The following is a 20,949-nucleotide window of genomic DNA, read 5'->3' on the forward strand; positions in this document are numbered from 1 at the left end:
ACCTTATAACTGCTCCAAGAACTGCTCCAATGCCTTTTGATGGGCTTCTTTCAGTTCATTATTCGTGATTTCACTTTCCTCACGGGAAAAAGTATGGTTAAACGAAGGCAGCGAAAACGTAGCGATGATCTCTGCGCCGAAAGAAGGCAATGTCGTTTCGATCTTGGAGAGGGAACGTCCGCCCCCTCCCTTTCCGGGAGATGCGCTCATCAGGAATACCTTTTTGCCTTCCATGAACTTACGGTCCAGCCGGGACAACCAATCGATCAGGTTCTTGAAATAGGCAGACGGATTACCGTTGTGTTCATTGACCGAAATCACCAGCCCTTTCGCCTTTTTGATGTCATCGCTGAGCTCCACGAGCGAATTGGAAAATCCTTCTTGCTTTTCCAGGTCTTCGCTATACATGGGAAAGGGAAAATTGGCCATATTCAGTTGCTGAACAGGGTAGTCCTCTATTTTGGAAGTTGTATACCTTACCAGTTCGTAATTAATGGAAGTCGAAGAGTTACTTCCGGCGAAAGCCAGTACAGAAGCCATAATCCAGGTGTTTTTTTTAATATGGACGAATGTAGAAAATATTTTTTTAACAGGCCATAACTTACGGACCTGTAAGCGCATTTTTTTAATAAAAACTGTTAATTGAGTATCAATATTTTACGAATAAGACCAATACATCCTCTGTTCAATTGATTTATCGTTTACAAACATATTATTGTTAACATGAGTTCAAACTAAGTAAAAATGCCATTGCCTTTATAATCCCTGTCCGAGTGCTCCAGAAGCGCTCCCGCTCCCGATCCTGATATTTATCGGAACGGTTGAGGAACTGTTGTTTTTTGTTCCCTGACAAGCCCGAACAGTACCATTTAAGGGATTGTGTATACGCCGAACCGGGTTCGGTATGCCGCATAAGCAACCCGGTATGCGGTGAACTTAATTGCGTATGCGGCGGACTTAATCCCTTAGGCCGCGAACTTAACCCGGTATGCCGCTCAAGCAATTGCTTACGCTGCATAAGTAACTCGGTATGCGGTGAACTTAATTGTGTATGCGGCGGACTTAATCCCTTAGGCCGCGAACATAACCCTGTTAGCCGCTTAAGCAATTGTGTATGCCGCATAAGTAACCCTGTACGCGGTGAACTTAATTGTGTATGTGGCGGACTTAATCCCTTAGGCCGCAAACATAACCCTGTTAACCGCTTAAGTAGTTGTGTATGCCGCGTAAGGAACCCTGTACGCGGTGAACTTAATTGTGTATGCGGCGGACTTAATCCCTTAGGCCGCAAACGTAACCCGGTACGCCGCTTAAGCAATTACTTTTTTTAGAGACCATTCGCCCCCCTCTACTCCAGCCTGTACTGAGCGAAGCCGAAGTTTCGAAGGGCTGGGGGCGACAGAAAAAGCGTCATTACCAATTTATGCGGTTGCCGAAACGTTAATTCACGCAGTTACGCAATTTTAAATATCATTACAATTTATGCAGCTGCCCAAGGTCAATTCTTAAAATTACGCTCTTAGCTTATATCGAACTTCCGTTATTGTTAATATTTTTTTCATACAAAAAATCCAAAAAGGCCGTTTAAACAGTATATACCTATGTAAAAAGCAGTGTATGAATAAAACTTCCCGGTTATATTTTATTGATGCCATGCGTGCCTGGGCCATTTTGATGATGTTGCAGGGCCATTTTATAGACGGGCTTCTTGACCCGGTTTTCCGGGATACGTCCAACACCGTATTCACCATCTGGAAATACAACCGGGGGATCACCGCTCCTGTTTTCTTCACTGTGGCCGGGTTTATTTTTATGTATTTGCTTATACGCCAAAAAGAACGCGCCGGGTGGGCCAATCCACGGGTCATGAAAGGCATTAAAAGAGGGCTGATGCTCATAGGGCTGGGTTATGTTCTGAGGCTCGACTTCAAGGGCTTCTTGTTAAGGGGAGAAGTTTACGATAATTTCTACAAGGTGGACGTACTGCATTGTATAGGGCTTTCCATCCTGTTCCTTGTGGGGATCTATTTGTTGAGCCATAACAGAAAAAAATACGTAATGCCCTTGTTACTGGCCGGATCTACGCTGTTTTTGTTTGCCCTGGCCCCGGTGTATTCTTCCCTGGATTACAGTTTTATGCCGAAAATACTGGCCAATTATTTTACCGGGGCTAACGGTTCGGTATTTACCATTTTCCCCTGGTTCGGTTATGCGTCGTTCGGGGCGTTTATGGCGGTTTTGTTTTCGGTGTATAGGGAAAAGCAGAATTTATATTCCGTTGCTATCGCAACATGTCTCGTTGCAGGCGCTGCTTTAATTGCCCTGTTTACCTTTCCTCCCGTTCGTAACGAATTGTTTTCGAGGTTGGGAAATGTCCTGATATTCTTTGCTGTTTTTATGCTTATCCGTAATTTACTTACATCCAGAACCCTGATATCCATCGGGCAAAATACATTGTCCATTTATATTATACACTACATTATTTTATATGCCAGCTTTTTCGGGATCGGACTTTATCAACCGTTTCACCATTCGTTAAATCCCTATGTAGCCATTCCCGGGGCCGTACTGTTTATGATTATTGTTACCTGGTTGTCTTTCCGTTACAACGCGTTTAAACCCGTCTTCACGGAAAAAATGCATGTCGTCAGGAAAGAAACTGTTCTTTCTTTTCGCCAGGCCTGCCGGGATACACTACCTTTCCTGTCGAAGATCAAGGGAAGGATCCGGGCGGTATTCGGTATGGTCAAGAACTAAAAAAGGCCTCTGTCCGAGACCCTTTTCATATCGTTTAAAATTACTTTTCAATTAAACATGCAATGCCCTGTTATCGGTAGCAGCCAAAGCCGCTTCCTTAACAGCTTCCGCATAAGTGGGGTGTGCATGACTCATACGGGCAATGTCTTCTGCACTGGCCCTGTATTCCATAACAGCCACGCCTTCGGCTATAAGATCAGCCATACGGGCCCCGATCATATGAACACCGAGCACTTCGTCGGTGGCAGCGTCGGCGAGTATCTTCACAAATCCGTCGGTATCCATACTGGCCCTGGACCTTCCGAGGGCACGCATGGGGAATTGACCGACTTTATAATCCACCTTGGCTTCTTTTAATTCTTCTTCGGTCTTCCCTACGGCAGCTACTTCTGGCCAGGTATAAACTACTCCCGGAATGAGATTATAATCGATATGCGGTTTTTGCCCGGCAAGCGTTTCAGCTACAAAAACACCTTCTTCCTCCGCCTTGTGGGCAAGCATGGCACCTTTGATCACATCGCCTATGGCATAGATATTATCTGCACTGGTTTGCAGATGGTCGTTGACTTCTATCTGCCCCTTGTCGTTCAGCTTAACTCCTGCCGCTTCAGCATTGAGACCATCGGTATAAGGGCGGCGGCCTACGGAAACGAGGCAGTAATCGCCTTCCAGCACGAGTTCCTTGTCTTTTTTATCATCGGCTTTAATCGTGACTTTCTTGCCTTTCTTTGTCACTTCCTTTACTTTATGGCTGGTATAGAACTTAAAGCCCTGCTTTTTGAGCACCTTGGTCAGTTCCTTGGAAAGGGCACCGTCCATTCCGGGGATGATCCTATCCATAAACTCCACCACGGAAACTTCGGCACCGAGCCTTTTGTATACCTGTCCGAGTTCGAGGCCTATAACCCCTCCGCCAATAATAACAAGGTGTTTGGGGATTTCTTTAAGCTTTAAAGCTTCTGTTGAAGTGATAATCCTTTCCTTGTCAATTTCGATAAACGGCAGTGTCGATGGCTTCGATCCTGTGGCAATAATGGTGTTTTTGGCCGCTATCTTCTCTTCGCCATCTTTTTTCTTTATAACAATGTGTGTATTGTCCTCAAAACTTCCCACACCTTCATACACATCGATCTTGTTCTTGTCCATGAGGAACTTTACCCCGGCACAGGTCTGGTCTACCACGGCCTGTTTGCGGGCTATCATTTTTTCCAGGTTCACCTTAACGTCTCCCGGAATTTCAATACCGTGCTCCTCGAAATGCCGCACTGCATCGTCGTAGTGGTGCGAGGAGTCCAGGAGTGCCTTGGAAGGGATACATCCTACATTGAGGCAGGTTCCGCCCAGGGTGGAATATTTTTCAATGATCGCGGTTTTCATCCCGAGTTGTGCACAGCGGATCGCTGCAACATATCCGCCCGGGCCTGAGCCGATAACGGCTACATCGTATGAGTTCATAAATATGTTTTTTGAAAATGTGTTTTTGAACTTACTAAAACACAAAAATACAAATGTTTTTGCGAAGCGCCCGCCTTCCCGAAGGGGTATTCCTGCTTTTGTCACAAGATACTTCCCGGAAGTGAGATAATACGGGTATTCCAAATCTTTGTTACATCCATCCGGAATACCCGATTTGTTATACTTTGACGGTTTTCCACCTTCCTTTTTTAAACCATATCAGGGCCATAACCGCTATAAGTGTTTCGGCAAGGGTAATGCCTACATATACACCTACAGGCCCCCAGTCCAGTACAAGCGCCGCCAGGTAGGCAAAGGGCAGCTGGAAAAGCCAGAAACAAAAGAAATTAATAATGGTGGGGGTCCTGGTATCTCCTGCTCCGTTGAATGCCTGGGTCACTACCATGCCATACGCATAAAAGATATATCCCGCCGCGACCACCTGTAAACTCAGACTGCCGTATTTCACCACGTCGGGGTCCTCGCTGAACCAGCCTATGATATAGCGGGCAAACAGGAGATACACCAACGATACCGTAAGCATAAAATACGCGTTGTACTTCCCGGTCTTCCAGACGGATTTTTCCGCCCGGTCCGGCTGGTTGGCCCCGAGGTTCTGCCCTACCAGTGTGGCTGCGGCATTGCTCATGCCCCAGGAAGGCATCATGGTAAACATCATTACCCGTATGGAAATGGTATATCCGGCCAGCACTTCACTACCGAATTCAGACATAATACGCATCAGCACCACCCAGCTGGATGTACCGATAAGAAACTGGCCAATACCGCCCAGGGACACCTTAACGAGGTTCCACATCACTTTTGTCCGCAATACCCAGTCGGAGATTTTTAGTCTTATCCTGCTCCATCCGAAGAACAATAGCCACAACTGGAACACTACGGCCGTGCCCCGGCCTATGGTAGTGGCTATGGCCGCTCCTTCAACTCCGTAAGCAGGTACCGGTCCGAAACCGAAAATAAAAATCGGGTCGAGGATAATGTTCAGTCCGTTAGACAGGGCCAGGGCCCACATGGCAATGGAAGCATCGCCTGCCCCGCGGAAAATGGCATTGATGAGAAACAACAGAAAAATGGTGATGTTCCCTCCTATGAGTATTCGCGTATATCCGAAGCCTTCTTCGATAAGATCGGGCTCCCCGCCCATAAAAGTAAGTATTTCCCGGGGATATATCACTCCTATGATACCGATCACAACAGAGATCACTGTACCTATCATAATGGCCTGTACTGCGGTTTCCCTGGCTCCTTTCAGGTTTTTTTCACCCACCCTCCGGGCAATGACAGCGGTTGCCGCCATACTCAATCCTATGGCCACGGCATAGAGCAGCGTGATTACCGATTCCGTAAGTCCTACGGTAGCAACGGCATTGACACTTACCCTGGACAAATAAATAATGTCCACAAGGGCAAATACCGACTCCATCATCATTTCGAGGATCATGGGAATGGCAAGCATGAATATTGCCTTGCGGATACTACCTTTTGTAAAATCAGTGTCCCTGCCGGTAAGGGCTATTTTTAAATAATGTAAAAGTTTCTTGGAAGAAAATCTGGAATATGAGTTCATTGCTTTAAGGAATTATATTGTAAATAAAGAATACCACAAACTTTATCGTAAACGAGCGTTTACTACAACAATAATCGACACTCCCGCCGGGATTGCTGTTTTCTTAATATAATTCCACTGATTTCATAATGGTGCAATATTAAATACTTTTTTTTAATTGGTCATAAGTTTTTTTTGTTTTAACAATTTACTGTTGTAGTACAGGTGATATTTTTATGAAATTTGCGGATGATTAGTTCGGGAGTCCCGGAGTTTTTTAATTTTGAAGTCAGACAATTGAATTGTCTAATAGAGGACACCCCCCTGTGTCCCCCCTCAAGGGGGGATTATATATCTTTTTAATGAATCTACTCTTCCCCCTCAAGGGGGCCAGGGGGGTGTTCTGAATATATAACCAACTAAAAACATCAGTATATCTCCCGACCTTTGGCCGGGACAAGGAGTGGTAAAAGAAACCAACCACCTCACAACTCCCAAACTCATCAACTAAGAACTAAAAAACCAACAACTATGAACACTAACCTGAAACGAAGAGTCGCCGTAAGCGCCGTGTTTTTCCTGAGCGGTATTTGTTTTGCCAGTTGGGCAAGCCGTATTCCGGATGTAAAGAACCTGTTACAGCTTACTGAAGGGGAGCTCGGCGGGCTGTTGCTCGGGCTTCCGGCTGGTTCACTTGTAGCGCTTCCCCTTGCGGGACTGCTGGTGCACCGTTTCGGGAGCCGTAAAGTGGCTGTGGTCTCAGCTATTCTATACGGATGTGTGCTGCCGTTACTGGGCCTTTCCGAAACCAAACTGGCCCTGCTGGGGGCGGTTGCGCTCTTCGGACTGGTAGGCAACCTTATCAATATTGCGGTAAACACACAGGCAGTGGGCGTGGAATTTCATTACGGGAAAACCATCATGGCCTCTTTTCACGGTCTGTGGAGCCTTGCAGGCTTTGTGGGCGGAGCTGTTGGTGCAGCCATGATCGATCTTCATATTTCTCCTTTTCTGCATTTTGTTATTATCGGTTGTGTGAGCCTGTTCATTATATTATTTGCTTACCGCAATATGCTTACGGAGGATGTCAATACCGGGGACAGCAAAGGCCTGGTATTGAAAAGGCCCGATAAGTTGTTGCTGCGAATCGGTATGATCGCTTTTTGCGGAATGATGTGCGAAGGCTGTATGTTCGACTGGAGCGGGGTGTATTTCGATAAGGTGGTCAATGTAGATGCGGGACTGGTTACTCTCGGGTACATTGCCTTTATGAGCACCATGGCCACCGGACGTTTTGTGGCCGACCACTTTACCCAGCGTTTCGGGGCGGTTGCGCTCCTGCAATTCAGCGGGGTATTAATATTCTTCGGATTGCTCCTTGCCGTAGCCTTTCCGTCGGTAATCTTTGCCACTATCGGTTTTTTGCTGGTGGGGGCAGGTACATCTTCAGTAATCCCCCTCTCTTTCTCTATGGCGGGAAGGTCTAAAAATTTCCCCCCGGGGATTTCCCTGGCCCTGGTCTCCACCATTGCTTATTTTGGCTTTTTATTCGGCCCCCCGGTGATCGGGTTTATTGCAGAACACCTGAACCTTCGGGCCTCTTTTATCCTCATCGCTTTTGTAGGGGCCATGATCGCTGTGCTTTCTTTTACGGGGAGGAATATTTTGCGCAAGCCGGATACTTTGAGTTGAAGAGTTTTGGAGTCTTTGGAGTTTTGGAGTTGAGGAGTTAAAAGATTGAATGGGCTTAGCGCCCCCTGCCCTCTCAAGGGGGGTGTTCAGGATGTACAACCAAACAAAAGCATTAGTCCCCCGGCTTCGCCGGACACATTTTGTACCTTTGTTCCTCCTTAGGGAAAACCTCAAAAAATTGCTATACCTTGAAAGATTTTTACCTGTTTTTAAAACAAAATGCCAGGCAAGTGAGCTTTGGCTGGGTGCTTACTTTTTTATCCGGTTTCGGGCAAACTTTTTTAATATCGCTTTATGTTCCGGAAATCCTGAAGGCTTTTTCCCTTTCGAAAGGGACTTTCGGGGGAATCTATGCTGTCTGTACCATTATTTCTTCCATGATTTTACTCACCATAGGGCATTCCATAGATCATAAACCTGTAAAAACGGTTACAGCCATTACAGTAACTGGTGCGGCGGTCTCGTGTTTTATCCTGGGGATATCGCACTATCATATTGCGTTATTATTCCTGGCATTGATAGGGTTACGTCTCAGCGGACAGGGATGGATGACGCATATCAGTATGACGGTAATGTCCCGCTACTACAGTGCTGACCGCGGAAAAGCCCTGAGTGTCTCTGCCCTCGGTTATTCTATCGGTGAAGCTTTATTGCCTATCGTCATCTCCACGCTTATCCTCTGGTATGACTACGAAGTGGCTGCCATGGCATCGGGTGTTTTTTTGCTGTTGTATCTTGTCAGGCTTTATTTCGTAAAACTTACGCATTTCAACCCTGAAAAGGATAAAAGCAAGGATATATCGTCCAAAGCCATTGTTCGGGATTATTTAAAAATACTCTCGGAAAAGAAATTTTATATCGTAATGCCCGCAAGTCTTATTGTGGCTTTTATTTCTACTTCCTTCTTTTTTTACCAATACGTATTTGTAGAAGACAAAGGCTGGTCGGTATCTTTATACGCCTCTTTCTTTACGGCTTATGCCGCTACGCGCTTTGTTATGACCTTTGCAAGCGGATTCTGGATAGATCGCTTTACCGCCAGGAGAATGTTCCGCGTCTATTTATTGCCCATAACTATCGGGCTGCTCCCGCTTGCCTTTATGGACAGTATTGCAGGGGCACTGATATTCCTGATCCTTGCAGGGTGTTCCGTAGGAATTTCGGGGTCGGTAAAAACAGCCGTCATTGCCGAGCTCTACGGGACGGAAAAACTGGGAGTGGTACGGAGTGTTTATACCATGTTTATGGTGTTGAGTACTGCACTGGGCCCTCTTGTTGTGGGGCTGCTACTGGATGCCGATATAGGCTTTCGCTGGATTATCCTCGGGCTGTTCTTTACAGCCACAGCTTCTCTCCTCAACGCCCAGCGTATAAAAAATGTTTCCTGAATTTCTAATTTCCAAAACAGAAAAATATAATTTACGGGTATTAAGTATTTAATATAAGCACGGTAAGCATTTCAAATAAACCGTAATGAAGAAAAAACAGATAGAAATATCGGATAATACCTGAAAAAAGAGTATTTTCAAGTCAGTTTTTCCATGTAGAAAACCTTATTTTATGCTACTGAACAATAAAATCCCCCTGAAATTCCTCTTCAGGAAAACAAGTGCAGAGATCATTTTTGTTTCCATTTTATCTGTAATTATCGGTATTGCCGATGAGCTTCTTCATGTAGGTGGTATTGCCATTCCGCTGGTGATCCCTACCATACTGGGAACAGCCATATCCCTTATCCTTACTTTTCGTACCGGCCAGTCCTATAACCGCTGGTGGGAGGCCCGGATCATCTGGGGTGCCATTGTTAACGATTCCCGAACCCTGACCCGGCAATTACAGGGTTTTGTCCGCACAGAAGGTGATGAAGCCGAAAGTGCGAAAGCACTTGTACACCGAATGGTCTACAGACAAATGGCATGGAATTACAGCCTGGGGCAATCGCTCCGCAAGCAGGACCCCATGGAGCACACAGACCGTTTTCTTTCGGAAGAAGAACGGAACCGGATTGCAAAACACGATAATGTGCCCAATGCACTCCTGCAACTGCATACGGCAGACCTGAAAGAAGCTATTGAAAAGGGCTGGGTCAACACCTATCAGCAGGTACAACTGGACGAAACACTGAAAAGATTGTGCGATTCCATGGGAAAATCAGAACGGATAAAGAATACTGTCTTTCCTGCTACCTACAGCCTTATTGTTCACTTAACCATTTATTTGTTTATCATTATTCTGCCCTTTGGTTTGGTAGATGATCTCGGTTTAATCCAGATTCCCCTTGTAATAACTGTGGCCATGGCTTTTTTTCTTATCGAGAAAACAGCCATTTACCTGCAGGACCCTTTTGAAAACCTGCCTACCGACACTCCGGTGACATCTATTGCCCGGACCATTGAGATCAATTTAAGGCAGATGCTGGGAGAGACCGATGTTCCGCCCAGGACAGCGCCTGTGCAAAATTTTTATTTGATGTAGGTTACGCGTTGCAAACGTACACCAGGCGTTGCAACAGCCATTGGAACTCGTCGAAAACAAGCAACAAACGTTACAAATGAGTACCAACGAATAGAAACTTTGATCTGCTAAAATGAAACATTAATTTTATTTCCTGCTGCCGGAAATACTACCGACAATAGTATTATGATAACAAAACATCGCAAACATCATTCGAAGACAGCCTATGAAAAAATATTTACTCATTGTTTTAATACTATCCGTTGCCAAGTTTAGCGTGCAGTGGCTCGGCAACAGGAACTATGGATTTCATCGTGATGAACTGCTCCACCTATCAGTTAGTGAACACCTTGCCTGGGGGTATATGGAGTTCCCCCCGTTTATTGGTTTTGTAGGACGGCTGTCTTTCTGGCTTTTCGATTATTCCCTATCGGGAGTTCGGCTCTTCCCTACTTTGGCAGGAGTTGGTATTTTAATCCTTTGCTGTGCAATGGCCAAAGCACTGGGCGGAAAATCCAGATCCGTGCTGCTTTCCGGAATATGTATTCTTGCCTTTTTACCGTTTTACAGGAATCACACACTTTTTCAACCGGTAGCGTTTAATCAGTTATTCTGGACGTTGGGTTTTTATTTCATCATTAAATTCATCAACTCCGGAAACAAAAAACTCCTTGTTTTATGCGGCATTACACTAGGATTGGGATTGTTGAACAAATATACCATGCTGGTATGGGCATTCGGGGTTTTTACGGGCCTGTTATTCTACGAGCGGGGCGCCATCTATAAATCAAAATGGGTTTATATAGCCGGGGGCATCGGATTGTTTATTTTCCTGCCCAATGTTATTTGGCAGTTGCAACACGACTTCCCGCTTTTAAAACATCTGGAAAGCCTGAACCGTAAGCAATTAAACGATATAAATCCGCTGGATTTCGGACTTACACAATTAAAGTTCCCCTTTACATTAATTATCAGTATTCTGGGGCTAACGGCCTTACTGATCGATAAAAACCTGAAAAAATACAGGGCCGTTGGTATTTCTGTTATCGTTATTTTCTTTTCACTGTGGATACTCGGTGCAAAAGCATATTATATTTTTCCCGTTTACCCGGTTTTATTTGCGGGCGGGGCGGTTAAAATAGAATCTTTACTCTCCAAAAAACCTGTTTTCATTTCCATTATCGCAGTCGTGGTATTGGCCCCATCCGTATTTTTTATCCCGGAAGCCACTCCTGTGTTTCCGATCGGGGAATTTGTAGAATATAAAGGCCTTCAGGAGAAAAACGGACGGGTGGAACTGACCGGGGACTATGCCGATATGTTCGGATGGGAAGAACAGGTGAAACTGGTAGACAGCGTTTACCAGTCTTTAAGTCCCGAAGAACAACAAAACTGTGTGATCTGGGCGGAAAACTATGGCGAAGCGGGAGCGGTAAAAATACTGGGGGAAAAATATGGCCTGCCCAATCCCGTAAGCAGGCACGGCAGCTTTTGGACATGGGGTTACGGAAATAAAGATGCAGAAGTCTGGATAAGCCTGGGAAATGAAAAACCTTCGGTGGAGCATGTATTTGAAGAAATAAAACTAGTGAAAACAATAACCCATAAATATGCCATAGAAGAAGAAAACGGAATACCGCTTTACCTCTGCCGAAAACCAAAAATCGATATTGAAAAATGGTGGGAAGATTACAGGGAGCATGTGTTTGACTGATAGGTAAAGTAAAATAAGGTATGCGTTGCAAATTTAGACAAAGGCGCCGTACTGCGCCCTGCCGAAGTAGAGGTGACACGACTTCAGTCGTGAAGGAGGGTTTGAAAACCCGGGCCATTGTAAAAACACAAATGTTCGGGAATAAACCCAAGGTCCGGGCCGGGATCAAACTCCCCAACCCTCTGAAGAGGGGTGCTTTTGGACTCATCTTCATTAAACAATATTCCTTAAAAAAAGTTGGTTTGGAGCAGAATAATAAACCATTATAATTGCGTAACGGTAATTATTGTAAATGAGCCCTTGTTCAGATTTTACAAACAGTTGAATCCTGCTATCTTTGTGCTTACCGGGAACTGCATATGGAATCCGGATACCAGGTTTTAATTCATGAGCACTATCTTCAATACGTTTTATACAAAATCCAAAAAGGAACAGCTAAAATTCCAGGTTAGATTGCTCCTGTTTTCATTACTCATCAATGCTCTGATAGCTTGTCTTCTCTATTTGGCTGTTCCTGCCCTTTTGTTCCTAATTCCCTTTTTTGTAGTTATAACACTATCGGTGATCGCCCCGTTCTTTGATGTTCCTTCATTGGTGCGCAAAGGGCATTTAAGGTATTTCTCTTCACTGTTACTGTCGGAAAAAGAGAAAGACGGGATTATTACTATTCACGGCGGAACTTTATTCGATTATTATTTTACCATTCCCAAAAGTCTCGAAGGCAAACAAAGAACTTCCTTTATACTATCGGAATATTTGAAAGGTTTACTGAACATTGCCCGTAAAGAAGATGACAATGTAGTTATACAGGGTACCAGTTATATTATAAACGAAAGAACGGCACGTAAAATAGGTCTGAAAAAAGTAAGGACCAACGGTATTCAACAGCTTATTTTGCTGTACAATTATTTTAACCTGGTGGTTTCGCTTTATTTTGTCAAAAACAAAATCATATTTCCAAAAATCAGCCGGATAAATACCTACCGGGGGAAGCTAAGTGACATTAAAGAACATAAAGATTATATAACGACAATGCTCAACAGGGTCTCTGTTTTATTTTGAATTTGTTATGATGATACTCGTTGCAAACGAGCATCAGATGTTGCAAACGAGCCGGGATATATCATTCTTATTTGGTGCACATAAAACAAGGTCATCTGGTGTCAGATGACCTTGGGCACATTTACAGTACTCTTAATATATTAACCTAACTTTCGTGGTACACTTGATTGATTGTAATAATTAAGGTATACCTGGTTTAAACGGTACTGAAAATTTCCTTTTCCAACCTTAATTTAAAGGTCAAGACCACCTCCAAGCAATCCTCCTGCTCCCAAAGAGCCGAGGATTAATGCGGGGGTCAATGCAATACCGGTCCACGCAGCTGAAACGAGCATGGCAGCACCTAAACCAAGGTGAGCTCCTCCTTGTTGAAAATCGTTATAGGCCTGATCGAATGAGATCCCACCATTTGTTTCGCGTAATTCCCCAACATTCATTTCATGAACGCCATAACTTTCTAATGTTTTCATAATTTAAAGATTTAAGTTAATGATTAAGTATAATCTAAATCAGTTTTAGCAAACACTAAACTGTTTAAATTCTGAATATTACGTGGGGCAGATGAGGTATCTAAGGTTGTTTTAGATAGAATTCATGGATAGATTTGAAATATAGGGCAGAGGTAGTTTATATTACGAAGGTAATATTATTCACTGCACAAACCTTGCAGTTTAGTATTTTATTTCATAAATACAGTGCATTTTTAGTTAAAAATTTAATTATTCTAATCAAATAAATCTATTTGTACAAGAAAACCAAGCAATACTGTTAAAAATACTAAAATAACCTGTCGCCGGAAATTCACCGAAGACCAACCTAAGCTGCAGGATCGTCAGCAACAGGGAAAAGGAGATAAAAAATTATATTGGAAAACAGAAGATAATGTATATAGTATATTAAAGGTAAATTCAAAAGCCTCTACTCTTAGATCAACCCCAGATAAATGGCATGCTTGGTAAGGCCGGCAAGGTTTTTGGCGCCTAACTTTAGCAACAGGTTTTTACGATAGGTTTCAACAGTATGCTTGCTGATGAACAATTTCTCGGCTATTTCGTTCGTGGTATATTCCCGGGCTATCAGTTCCAGCACCTGTAATTCCCGCTTGCTCAAGGGGCCCTCTTTTGCTTTTTGGGATGTAAACAAACTATCTTTATACGTTTGTGTGACAACATCCGAAAAGTAATTTTCACCGGACAAAACGGTTTTTACCGCTTTTATCAACTCGGTCTTTGATGCATTTTTCTGAACATACCCATCTACACCGTTCTGTTTTAATTGATGAAACATATTCGGGTTATTGTGCATACTTACCATAAGGGTGCTTACCTGCGGAAAATTCTTCTTTATATGACTGTTCAATTCAATACCGTCCATTTCGGGCATACTTATATCGGAAATGACCAGGTCGATATCATTGGTATGTTCCAGGTAGGTCATCACCGTTTTTGCCTTATCCGTTTTTAAGGCAACTTCCATAGCATCGATGTCTTCAAAAATGCTGACCAGCCCATCCATAAACATTTGATGGTCATCAACAATAATTATCTTATAGGTCATTTTGCTGTTTTTTTATTGGAATTGTAATGTTTACCAGCGTGCCCCTTCCTGCTTTTGAATCAATCGCTATGCTTCCGTTTAACGATTGTACCCGCTCCCGGATGTTTTGAAGCCCTACCCCTTTTTTATTTTCTTTTTTGACAAAGCCCTTTCCGTTATCTTCGAACAGTAGGTTAATCATATCCGCATGGGCATTTAACTGAATTTCAACAGCAGAGGCTGCTGCGTGTTTAATGGTGTTGTTTATCAGTTCTTGTATTATTTTATACATCGCGGCCTGTATATCATTCCCGGTTTGATTAACCCACGCTTCATTAAAGAAAGTAAAGTTGATCTCAACCGATGTGGAAGAAGCAATATCCTGAAGGTAATTCCTGATAAGACCGGTAAAAGCGTTCTCCTGAATTTTTTTTGACAATAAATCGTGTGAAATATGCCGCACCTGTTCATAGGTTTCGTCAAGGTGGTCAATAACGTCACTTAGTTTTGGCACTTCGCCAGAAAGATGATCCAACTGCAATTTTACGGCCGCCAGGCTTCCACCAACAGCGTCGTGCAATTCCTGTGCTATACGCTTTCTTTCCCGTTCCTGCCCTTCAATGGAGGCCCGGATGGTTTTTAATTGTTGTTCTTTTACAAGATTTGCCACTTGCTTTTGATTCAATTCTTTCTGTTTTGCGGCCAGTGCCTTTTGTGTTTTTAGTTTTTGATAGTAGACAAAAAGAAGCACGCCCAACGGCACACTAAAAATAACAAAGCCGATGAGATAGGCATTTTTTAAAAGCCGTGACTTGCTTGCTTCTGCCCTGGCTATTTCCCTGCCCTTTTTCAGTAATGCAATCTTGTTCTCATTTGCCGCGGTATTCTTCTGTAATTGAAGAATGGTATTTTGCTGTCTGGAAGCTTCCAGTTCTTTTTCGAGACTTAGGTTTTTCAAAGCTTCCTCCTGTTGAAAAATTTCCAGTTCGTTTTTCTTTTTCTGGAGGGTAAGCAATTCTATTTCCTGTTGTTTCTTTTTCGTTTCATAAGCTATTTTTAGTTCTTCGAATTGCTTGTTTTTTTCTGTATTAAAAATACTGTCTTTTAAAGTTGCTGCTTTTTTCAGGTAAACAATACTCTTTTCATAATTTCCGGTTTTTTCATAAACCAATGCGTAAGTGTTATACAGGTGCAGTAAATAGGTACGCGAAGGTTCTTTTTCCAAAAATTCTGCAGCCTGGTCTAAATAAGGTAACGCTTCAAAATATTGTCCTGTTTTGTCGTATGCAATGGCCAGCTGGAGCAAAGAGGAGGTTGTAACTAGTTGGCTCCCGATTTTTTCAGAAAGTGTTATCGTTTTTTCATAATAATCTATAGCTTGTTCATAGTTTTTGTTTTCAAAAGATACAGTGGCAAAACCGAGGTATATATAACATAATGCATTATTGTTATTGGCCTTTTCAGCAAATTTTTGTGCTTTAACGTAGTGTTGTTTTGCCTCATTCAATCGGCCGGTTTTTGTATAAATTTCGCCAAGGTTGATGTACTTCCCCAGTCTTAAGTGATCACTGAGGTGTTCATCTGTTGCTAAATGAAGGTATTTTTCGGCTTCTGCATATTCCTCTTTTTCCTCTAATAACACAGCTATCTGGTGCAGCACCATTGCCCTGCCGGGAGCGGTATATTTTTCAGAAAACGCTAATGCCTTCTGGTAATGCTCCATAGCCCGTAAAAGCTCTCCTTTGCTTTTGTAGGTGTCTCCCAAGACCCTGTAATTATTAGCGTGAAATTTAATTTTTTGTGTTTCATCACAGGTATTGATCAGGGGAATGTTCTCTTTTAATGTTGTTACAGCCTCAGAGAGATTACCCTGACTATTTAATGCTACACCTTTGGCAAATTTTATCTGAATAAGCAATTCCCTGGAAGGGTTTAATTGCATGGCAGAATCGAGGGCTTTTATACCTTTAGTATAGTTTTGCTGCCGGTCGATCAGGGTGACTCCTTTCTTAAACCAATCTACGGCATTTACAGGTTGCTGCGACAGACATAACTGTATGGACAGCAGTACAACAATAAACAAACAGGTATGGGAAGTCAGATACTTCAATGAGTGCAAAACTATTGTTTTTCCATATAAACCGAAAGTATAATATTCTGAATTAAAAACAACCAACTGTTGCCTGTTTATCTATACCATCGTGTTTTCATCCTTATTCGGCTTCCATTTCTTCAATGATCTTTAATATCTCCATATTGTCTGAATGACTGAGTTCTCCGTGAAATATTTTGTTTTTTTTGCCTTCGTTTGAAGTATATTGAAGTGTTTTTCTGTCTATTCGTTTCAACTGTGTATATGGGGTTTTATACCCCGGTTCCGGAACAATGCTAATGACGGAGTCTTTTTCCTTCCAGGTAATTTCAATCAATTTTGCAGTCGATTTATCGAGCAGGCTTCCTTTGCCGTTTTCACCTAAATGGAGGTTGACCTTTGTTAAGGGACCGACCATATAATTGTAGGTACTGTACGTAATCCGCTTTTCCGCTTCTTTTATCCGGGCTTTCAATCTGTTTTCATCGGCGATTTCTTCTTTATATGTTTCGTATTGTTCCGGGGTCATATTTTCATAAGTAATTTTCGGGGAGCTGCTATCTTCCCGGTACTCAGTTGTTTTTACCCGCATTTTTTCACCGGAAGTTTTTTCTGAAGTGTTCCGGCAGGAAATCAACGATAATACACAGAGTACAAAAGAGAGATAAAGTGTTTTCATCTGTCTGAAATTATTAGTTTGCTGAAAATGAAGAAAAAGGTTTATTCTTCTTTGTAAAAACTTTGAGATCCCAACCGGCCTCTTCTAAAGGTACCTAAATAAAAATTTCCTGTTTTTTTTAGTTTCTTTTCAAAAGTTTTGGTGGGGGTTACCGTTAATCCCAACTGAAGGTATTCCGTAAGGGTCATACTCCGTGGGAGTGTTCTGATCAGCCTGATGAAAACCTTGTTTTTAACATCGTCATAACCCAATATAGCATAACTATACGGAGAAAAGTGATGATAGTCCGATAGTTGATTGTTTAATACGGCTAAAGCATCAGCAAACGTTACACACTTTTTGAGTTGAAGCGTATCTACCTCCCCCGATGTTTTTAAATATGTATCGTTTTTAAGGGCTTTTAGAAGGGATTTTTCATCGGCTATATTTAAAATGCTGTAAGGCTTTCGGGTAACAACATTTACGGTTTCTATAAAGCTATTTTGATTAAAGTACCCGCCTTGCGGAAAAACCGCAGTATTTTTTTCGTATGACAGGACATTGCCCACTAATGATAACGGCGTATAAAAAATACTAAATTCACTTTCAGCATCTTCTTTTTCTAAAGCCGCCAATTCTTTATCTGCATTGTAAATTACAGCGTTTTGATACGTCGCCGTTTTATAAGTGACGGACAAGGAATCGGTTTTATATAAAATGGTGTCATTATCCGTTTGCCCCATCACTTTCGATAACATTGCAATAAAAAACAATAAAAATAATACGGTACGTACTGTTTTCATACTGTTGTGGTTTTGTCAAAAGTATGGTGTTGTGCCAAGTATACTATCCCTATTTTCAGGGTTTTTTGTTGCTATTTTGCTCTGCTATAACTTTTCGGGCTCGTTCTATTACCTGTTTATAATCAATATGTGCATTTTTATCTTCACTTAAAACCCGTTTTCCCGCCTGTTTTATGGTGCATTTATTGTTTTCCCAATCGAAAACATACCGTTCTGCCTTGTAAACCTCGGTTAGTTTTTGATCGTTTAATCCGTTATGGGTTTGTTCAAAGTGCTCTTCGGTTTCTATGATTTTGACAGGGATACCATTTTTTAAATAAACCGTTGTTCGTATCCGGCCATAAGAAAGCCCGATTTCCTCTGCTATTTTGTGAATTTGTTTTTTTTGGTGCCAAATTTTTAAAATCCTACCGCCGTCTGTGGCGATTTCTGTTCGTTTAGCCGGGTCAAATTCAGTTAGTTCTAAGGTGGTATTAGCTTCGATTGTGCTTATTTCGGTATCAATCTGAATTAATTGACGGTCTTGCCCAAAGGAAACATAGCTTATTAAGGTCAACAAAATCAGAATAATTCGTCCCATTGATTGCTTTTTATGAAGTTAGTGTTCAGAACCTTTTTCTTGTACCGCGGCTTTCATTGTTAAAAAAACAAATTTTCTCTTTTTACGATTGTATTTATAAAGATTCACCCCTTTTATTTTGCTATTGCGGTGTACGGGCGTTGTCAGGAGGCCATTTTTTTCATCATATACAATTTTAAAAAAGGGTTTTGTATCGGCTTTTGCCCCATAATGGTTAAAATGGACGGTAATAGCACTTTTGAACAGCATATCGGGATTGGAATTGAGTTTATTAGATGCCATATTTACCACAAAAGCCCGCGTATCTACAGGAGAGGTCCAAAGATCAAAATTAGTTACCGTAAACAAATAGTCATCTGTACTTAAATGGTAAATGTCATCTATCAACACTCGTGCTACACCGTTTAACTTCAATGGTGATAAATAAGTTGAAAACCGATACAACTCTTCACGGTTATCGCTATATTGAACAAGTCTTAATCCAGGTAAATTAAAGGGTGAGATTTTAATAATCCTGACTTTTTTGTCTTTCGAAAAAAACATTTTAATTTTTGGCACTTGAAGATCGTAATTTCCCTGTATAGCGATCCTATCGGAAAATGAAGCGTGGGTTAAAATACTGTCCACAGTCTTTTTAGCAGTTTTAAGTTGTTTCTGTGTATGGTTTTCGCCGTAATGTATTCTGAAAATGGAGTCTAATTTTTCAGTTAAGCCATTTTTGGGTTCGTTTTGGGAATACGAGCTTGCCATGCAGCATAGTAAAAAAACGGTTGTGTATATAGGTTTTATCATTCCAGGGTTTTGTTTATGTTATAATTTATTTTGAGCGTATGTTTTCAGTTTTTATATATTACAAGGATCAGATCGTTTTAAAAAAGCTTAAGTAAAACGCTCCCATTTCCCTGGTCTCTGTACGCGAATATAAAAGCATTCTATGTTTATTGACCGTGGTTCTTGTGACTGATATATAAATATTGTCGGGTTCTGAATAGTAAGGAGGACTCTCCACGGAAAGGAGCAGGTTTGTACTGTCCTTAAAATGGACATTTACCGTATGGCTCCTATTCTCTGTTAACTCATAGCTTCTAGCATCTATTCTTTTCAGTAATGCGGCCAATTGTTCACCTGTTGTTTTGGTGGTAAAAATTGCGGATAATTTGTTTTCTTCTTTCAGTTTAACCATCCCGATATAAGCGGTTTCAGGGAAAGATCGTTCTACCACACTGCCAGGCGGCAAGGAATCGATGGTCTGTTTTATTTGCGGGACAGCATCGGTATATGGTTTCAGATAATCAGGCAGGTAGTCCGGACGAACTTCCTTTTCGTACAAATCCCAGTCCAAAACAAGGGACTGTTCTGCCTCTTTTTTAGACAATAAGCCCTTGGCAAGTTTTAAATTATGCATGCCGGTTGTGTGCATACCGCCGATTTGTCTTATAGTGTCTCCCTTTTTATCAATGTTGAAAGGATAACCGTAGTGTGTACCGTAATCTGATAGTACAATGTGGGTACTGTCTTTTTTTGAGTACAAGTGATGAAGGTCATAACACATTCCTATCCTGCTCCTGTACACAATACTCGCTTTATCTTTATATATTACATAATAGCCTGCAGATCTTTCTTCTTCAAAAACAGCCGGGCTTTTATCTTCGAAAAGCGCTTCCACCGAAATAGCGGTCGAATCTTTGTTTTTAAAAACATATAAACTCCTGCTGTGGCCAAAGGAATCGATGGTCTGTTTTATTTGCGGGACAGCATCGGTATATGGTTTCAGATAATCAGGCAGGTAGTCCGGACGAACTTCCTTTTCGTACAAATCCCAGTCCAAAACAAGGGACTGTTCTGCCTCTTTTTTAGACAATAAGCCCTTGGCAAGTTTTAAATTATGCATGCCGGTTGTGTGCATACCGCCGATTTGTCTTATAGTGTCTCCCTTTTTATCAATGTTGAAAGGATAACCGTAGTGTGTACCGTAATCTGATAGTACAATGTGGGTACTGTCTTTTTTTGAGTACAAGTGATGAAGGTCATAACACATTCCTATCCTGCTCCTGTACACAATACTCGCTTTATCTTTATATATTACATAATAGCCTGCAGATCTTTCTTCTTCAAAAACAGCCGGGCTTTTATCTTCGAAAAGCGCTTCCACCGAAATAGCGGTCGAATCTTTGTTTTTAAAAACATATAAACTCCTGCTGTGGCCAATTGAATCATTTATATAAGATCTAAAGACATAGGTTTTTATTTTGGCCCGGCCTTTAGCGTGATAAGGATCATAATGACTTCGTTCTTTGACCAGATCGGGAGCCCAGACAGCGTATTCTCCGCCATCTTCAATGTAATAATGAAAAGGAAGCGTTAAGGACAGACCTGTAAGGTTTTCCGTTCGGGTAATGGCATAAGGGCCTATCTCTTCTACCGTTGCAGGGTCAACTGCCGGAAGATACTTCTCTTTACAACCGACAAATATGAGAACAGTTGTTACCACAAGTGAAAAAAAGGCGTGCTTTGTTTCTGTTTTAATCATCGTTTATAAATCTGAATTTTGATTTTGGTCGCGGTCCTTTACAGGCCGT

17 protein-coding genes are annotated in these 20,949 nt (G+C 42.1%); 6 read left to right on the forward strand and 11 right to left on the reverse strand.

The features are described 5' to 3' along the window. Positions 1–3 precede the first annotated feature (3 nt). Positions 4–540 carry an NADPH-dependent FMN reductase gene (locus LS482_RS01485; RefSeq protein WP_233029969.1) on the reverse strand — a complete coding sequence of 179 codons (537 nt, stop codon included), beginning with the start codon at positions 538–540 and terminating at the stop codon, positions 4–6. A 1,077-nt stretch (positions 541–1,617) separates the two neighbouring features. On the opposite strand from LS482_RS01485, the gene LS482_RS01490 reads away from it, so the two are divergent. Beyond that, entirely contained in the window at positions 1,618–2,757 is a 1,140-nt protein-coding gene (locus LS482_RS01490; protein ID WP_233029970.1) for a heparan-alpha-glucosaminide N-acetyltransferase domain-containing protein, read from the forward strand. Positions 2,758–2,808: 51 nt separating this feature from the next. Here LS482_RS01490 and lpdA read toward each other — a convergent pair whose 3' ends face one another. Together lpdA and LS482_RS01500 are read right to left on the reverse strand one after the other, a co-directional pair. Then, complete coding sequence (gene lpdA, locus LS482_RS01495; protein ID WP_233029971.1) at positions 2,809–4,212, reverse strand: dihydrolipoyl dehydrogenase; 1,404 nt, start codon at positions 4,210–4,212, stop codon at positions 2,809–2,811. Between the two features lie 178 nt (positions 4,213–4,390). Next, the gene (locus LS482_RS01500; RefSeq protein ID WP_233029972.1) at positions 4,391–5,800 is read right to left on the reverse strand and encodes an MATE family efflux transporter; all 1,410 of its coding nucleotides are present in this window, start codon (positions 5,798–5,800) and stop codon (positions 4,391–4,393) included. 510 nt (positions 5,801–6,310) lie between these two features. Between LS482_RS01500 and LS482_RS01505 the strand changes: the two genes are divergently transcribed. From LS482_RS01505 to LS482_RS01525, 5 genes are all read left to right on the forward strand, one after another. Further along, positions 6,311–7,471: an MFS transporter gene (locus LS482_RS01505; RefSeq protein WP_233029973.1), complete on the forward strand. Its 1,161-nt coding sequence runs from the start codon at positions 6,311–6,313 to the stop codon at positions 7,469–7,471. Positions 7,472–7,659: 188 nt separating this feature from the next. Continuing rightward, on the forward strand, positions 7,660–8,859 hold the full coding sequence (locus LS482_RS01510) for an MFS transporter (RefSeq protein ID WP_233029974.1): 1,200 nt from the start codon (positions 7,660–7,662) through the stop codon (positions 8,857–8,859). 172 nt (positions 8,860–9,031) lie between these two features. After that, positions 9,032–9,946: a bestrophin family protein gene (locus LS482_RS01515; protein ID WP_233029975.1), complete on the forward strand. Its 915-nt coding sequence runs from the start codon at positions 9,032–9,034 to the stop codon at positions 9,944–9,946. A gap of 205 nt (positions 9,947–10,151) precedes the next feature. After that, positions 10,152–11,639: an ArnT family glycosyltransferase gene (locus tag LS482_RS01520; protein ID WP_233029976.1), complete on the forward strand. Its 1,488-nt coding sequence runs from the start codon at positions 10,152–10,154 to the stop codon at positions 11,637–11,639. A 387-nt stretch (positions 11,640–12,026) separates the two neighbouring features. After that, positions 12,027–12,701: a hypothetical protein gene (locus LS482_RS01525; RefSeq protein ID WP_233029977.1), complete on the forward strand. Its 675-nt coding sequence runs from the start codon at positions 12,027–12,029 to the stop codon at positions 12,699–12,701. Between the two features lie 233 nt (positions 12,702–12,934). Here the strand turns inward: LS482_RS01525 and LS482_RS01530 are convergent, their stop codons facing one another. The 8 genes from LS482_RS01530 to LS482_RS01565 all read right to left on the reverse strand — a co-directional run bounded on the left by LS482_RS01530 (position 12,935) and on the right by LS482_RS01565 (position 20,900). Then, entirely contained in the window at positions 12,935–13,171 is a 237-nt protein-coding gene (locus LS482_RS01530) for a hypothetical protein (protein WP_233029978.1), read from the reverse strand. A gap of 454 nt (positions 13,172–13,625) precedes the next feature. Next, positions 13,626–14,258 carry a response regulator gene (locus LS482_RS01535; protein WP_233029979.1) on the reverse strand — a complete coding sequence of 211 codons (633 nt, stop codon included), beginning with the start codon at positions 14,256–14,258 and terminating at the stop codon, positions 13,626–13,628. Further along, positions 14,248–16,356, reverse strand: coding sequence for a tetratricopeptide repeat-containing sensor histidine kinase (locus tag LS482_RS01540; protein WP_233029980.1), 2,109 nt, complete (start codon positions 16,354–16,356; stop codon positions 14,248–14,250). The genes LS482_RS01535 and LS482_RS01540 overlap by 11 nt, the downstream gene beginning before the upstream one ends. A 94-nt stretch (positions 16,357–16,450) precedes the next feature. Beyond that, positions 16,451–17,008 carry a hypothetical protein gene (locus LS482_RS01545; RefSeq protein ID WP_233029981.1) on the reverse strand — a complete coding sequence of 186 codons (558 nt, stop codon included), beginning with the start codon at positions 17,006–17,008 and terminating at the stop codon, positions 16,451–16,453. A gap of 41 nt (positions 17,009–17,049) precedes the next feature. After that, on the reverse strand, positions 17,050–17,790 hold the full coding sequence (locus LS482_RS01550) for a hypothetical protein (RefSeq protein ID WP_233029982.1): 741 nt from the start codon (positions 17,788–17,790) through the stop codon (positions 17,050–17,052). 55 nt (positions 17,791–17,845) lie between these two features. Beyond that, a complete protein-coding gene (locus tag LS482_RS01555) occupies positions 17,846–18,370 on the reverse strand; it encodes a hypothetical protein (protein ID WP_233029983.1) in 525 nt (174 codons plus the stop codon). A gap of 18 nt (positions 18,371–18,388) precedes the next feature. Continuing rightward, the gene (locus LS482_RS01560; RefSeq protein WP_233029984.1) at positions 18,389–19,162 is read right to left on the reverse strand and encodes a hypothetical protein; all 774 of its coding nucleotides are present in this window, start codon (positions 19,160–19,162) and stop codon (positions 18,389–18,391) included. 67 nt (positions 19,163–19,229) lie between these two features. Continuing rightward, a complete protein-coding gene (locus LS482_RS01565) occupies positions 19,230–20,900 on the reverse strand; it encodes a hypothetical protein (RefSeq protein ID WP_233029985.1) in 1,671 nt (556 codons plus the stop codon). Positions 20,901–20,949: the final 49 nt, after the last annotated feature.

Source organism: Sinomicrobium kalidii, from assembly GCF_021183825.1.
GTDB lineage: Bacteria > Bacteroidota > Bacteroidia > Flavobacteriales > Flavobacteriaceae > Sinomicrobium > Sinomicrobium kalidii.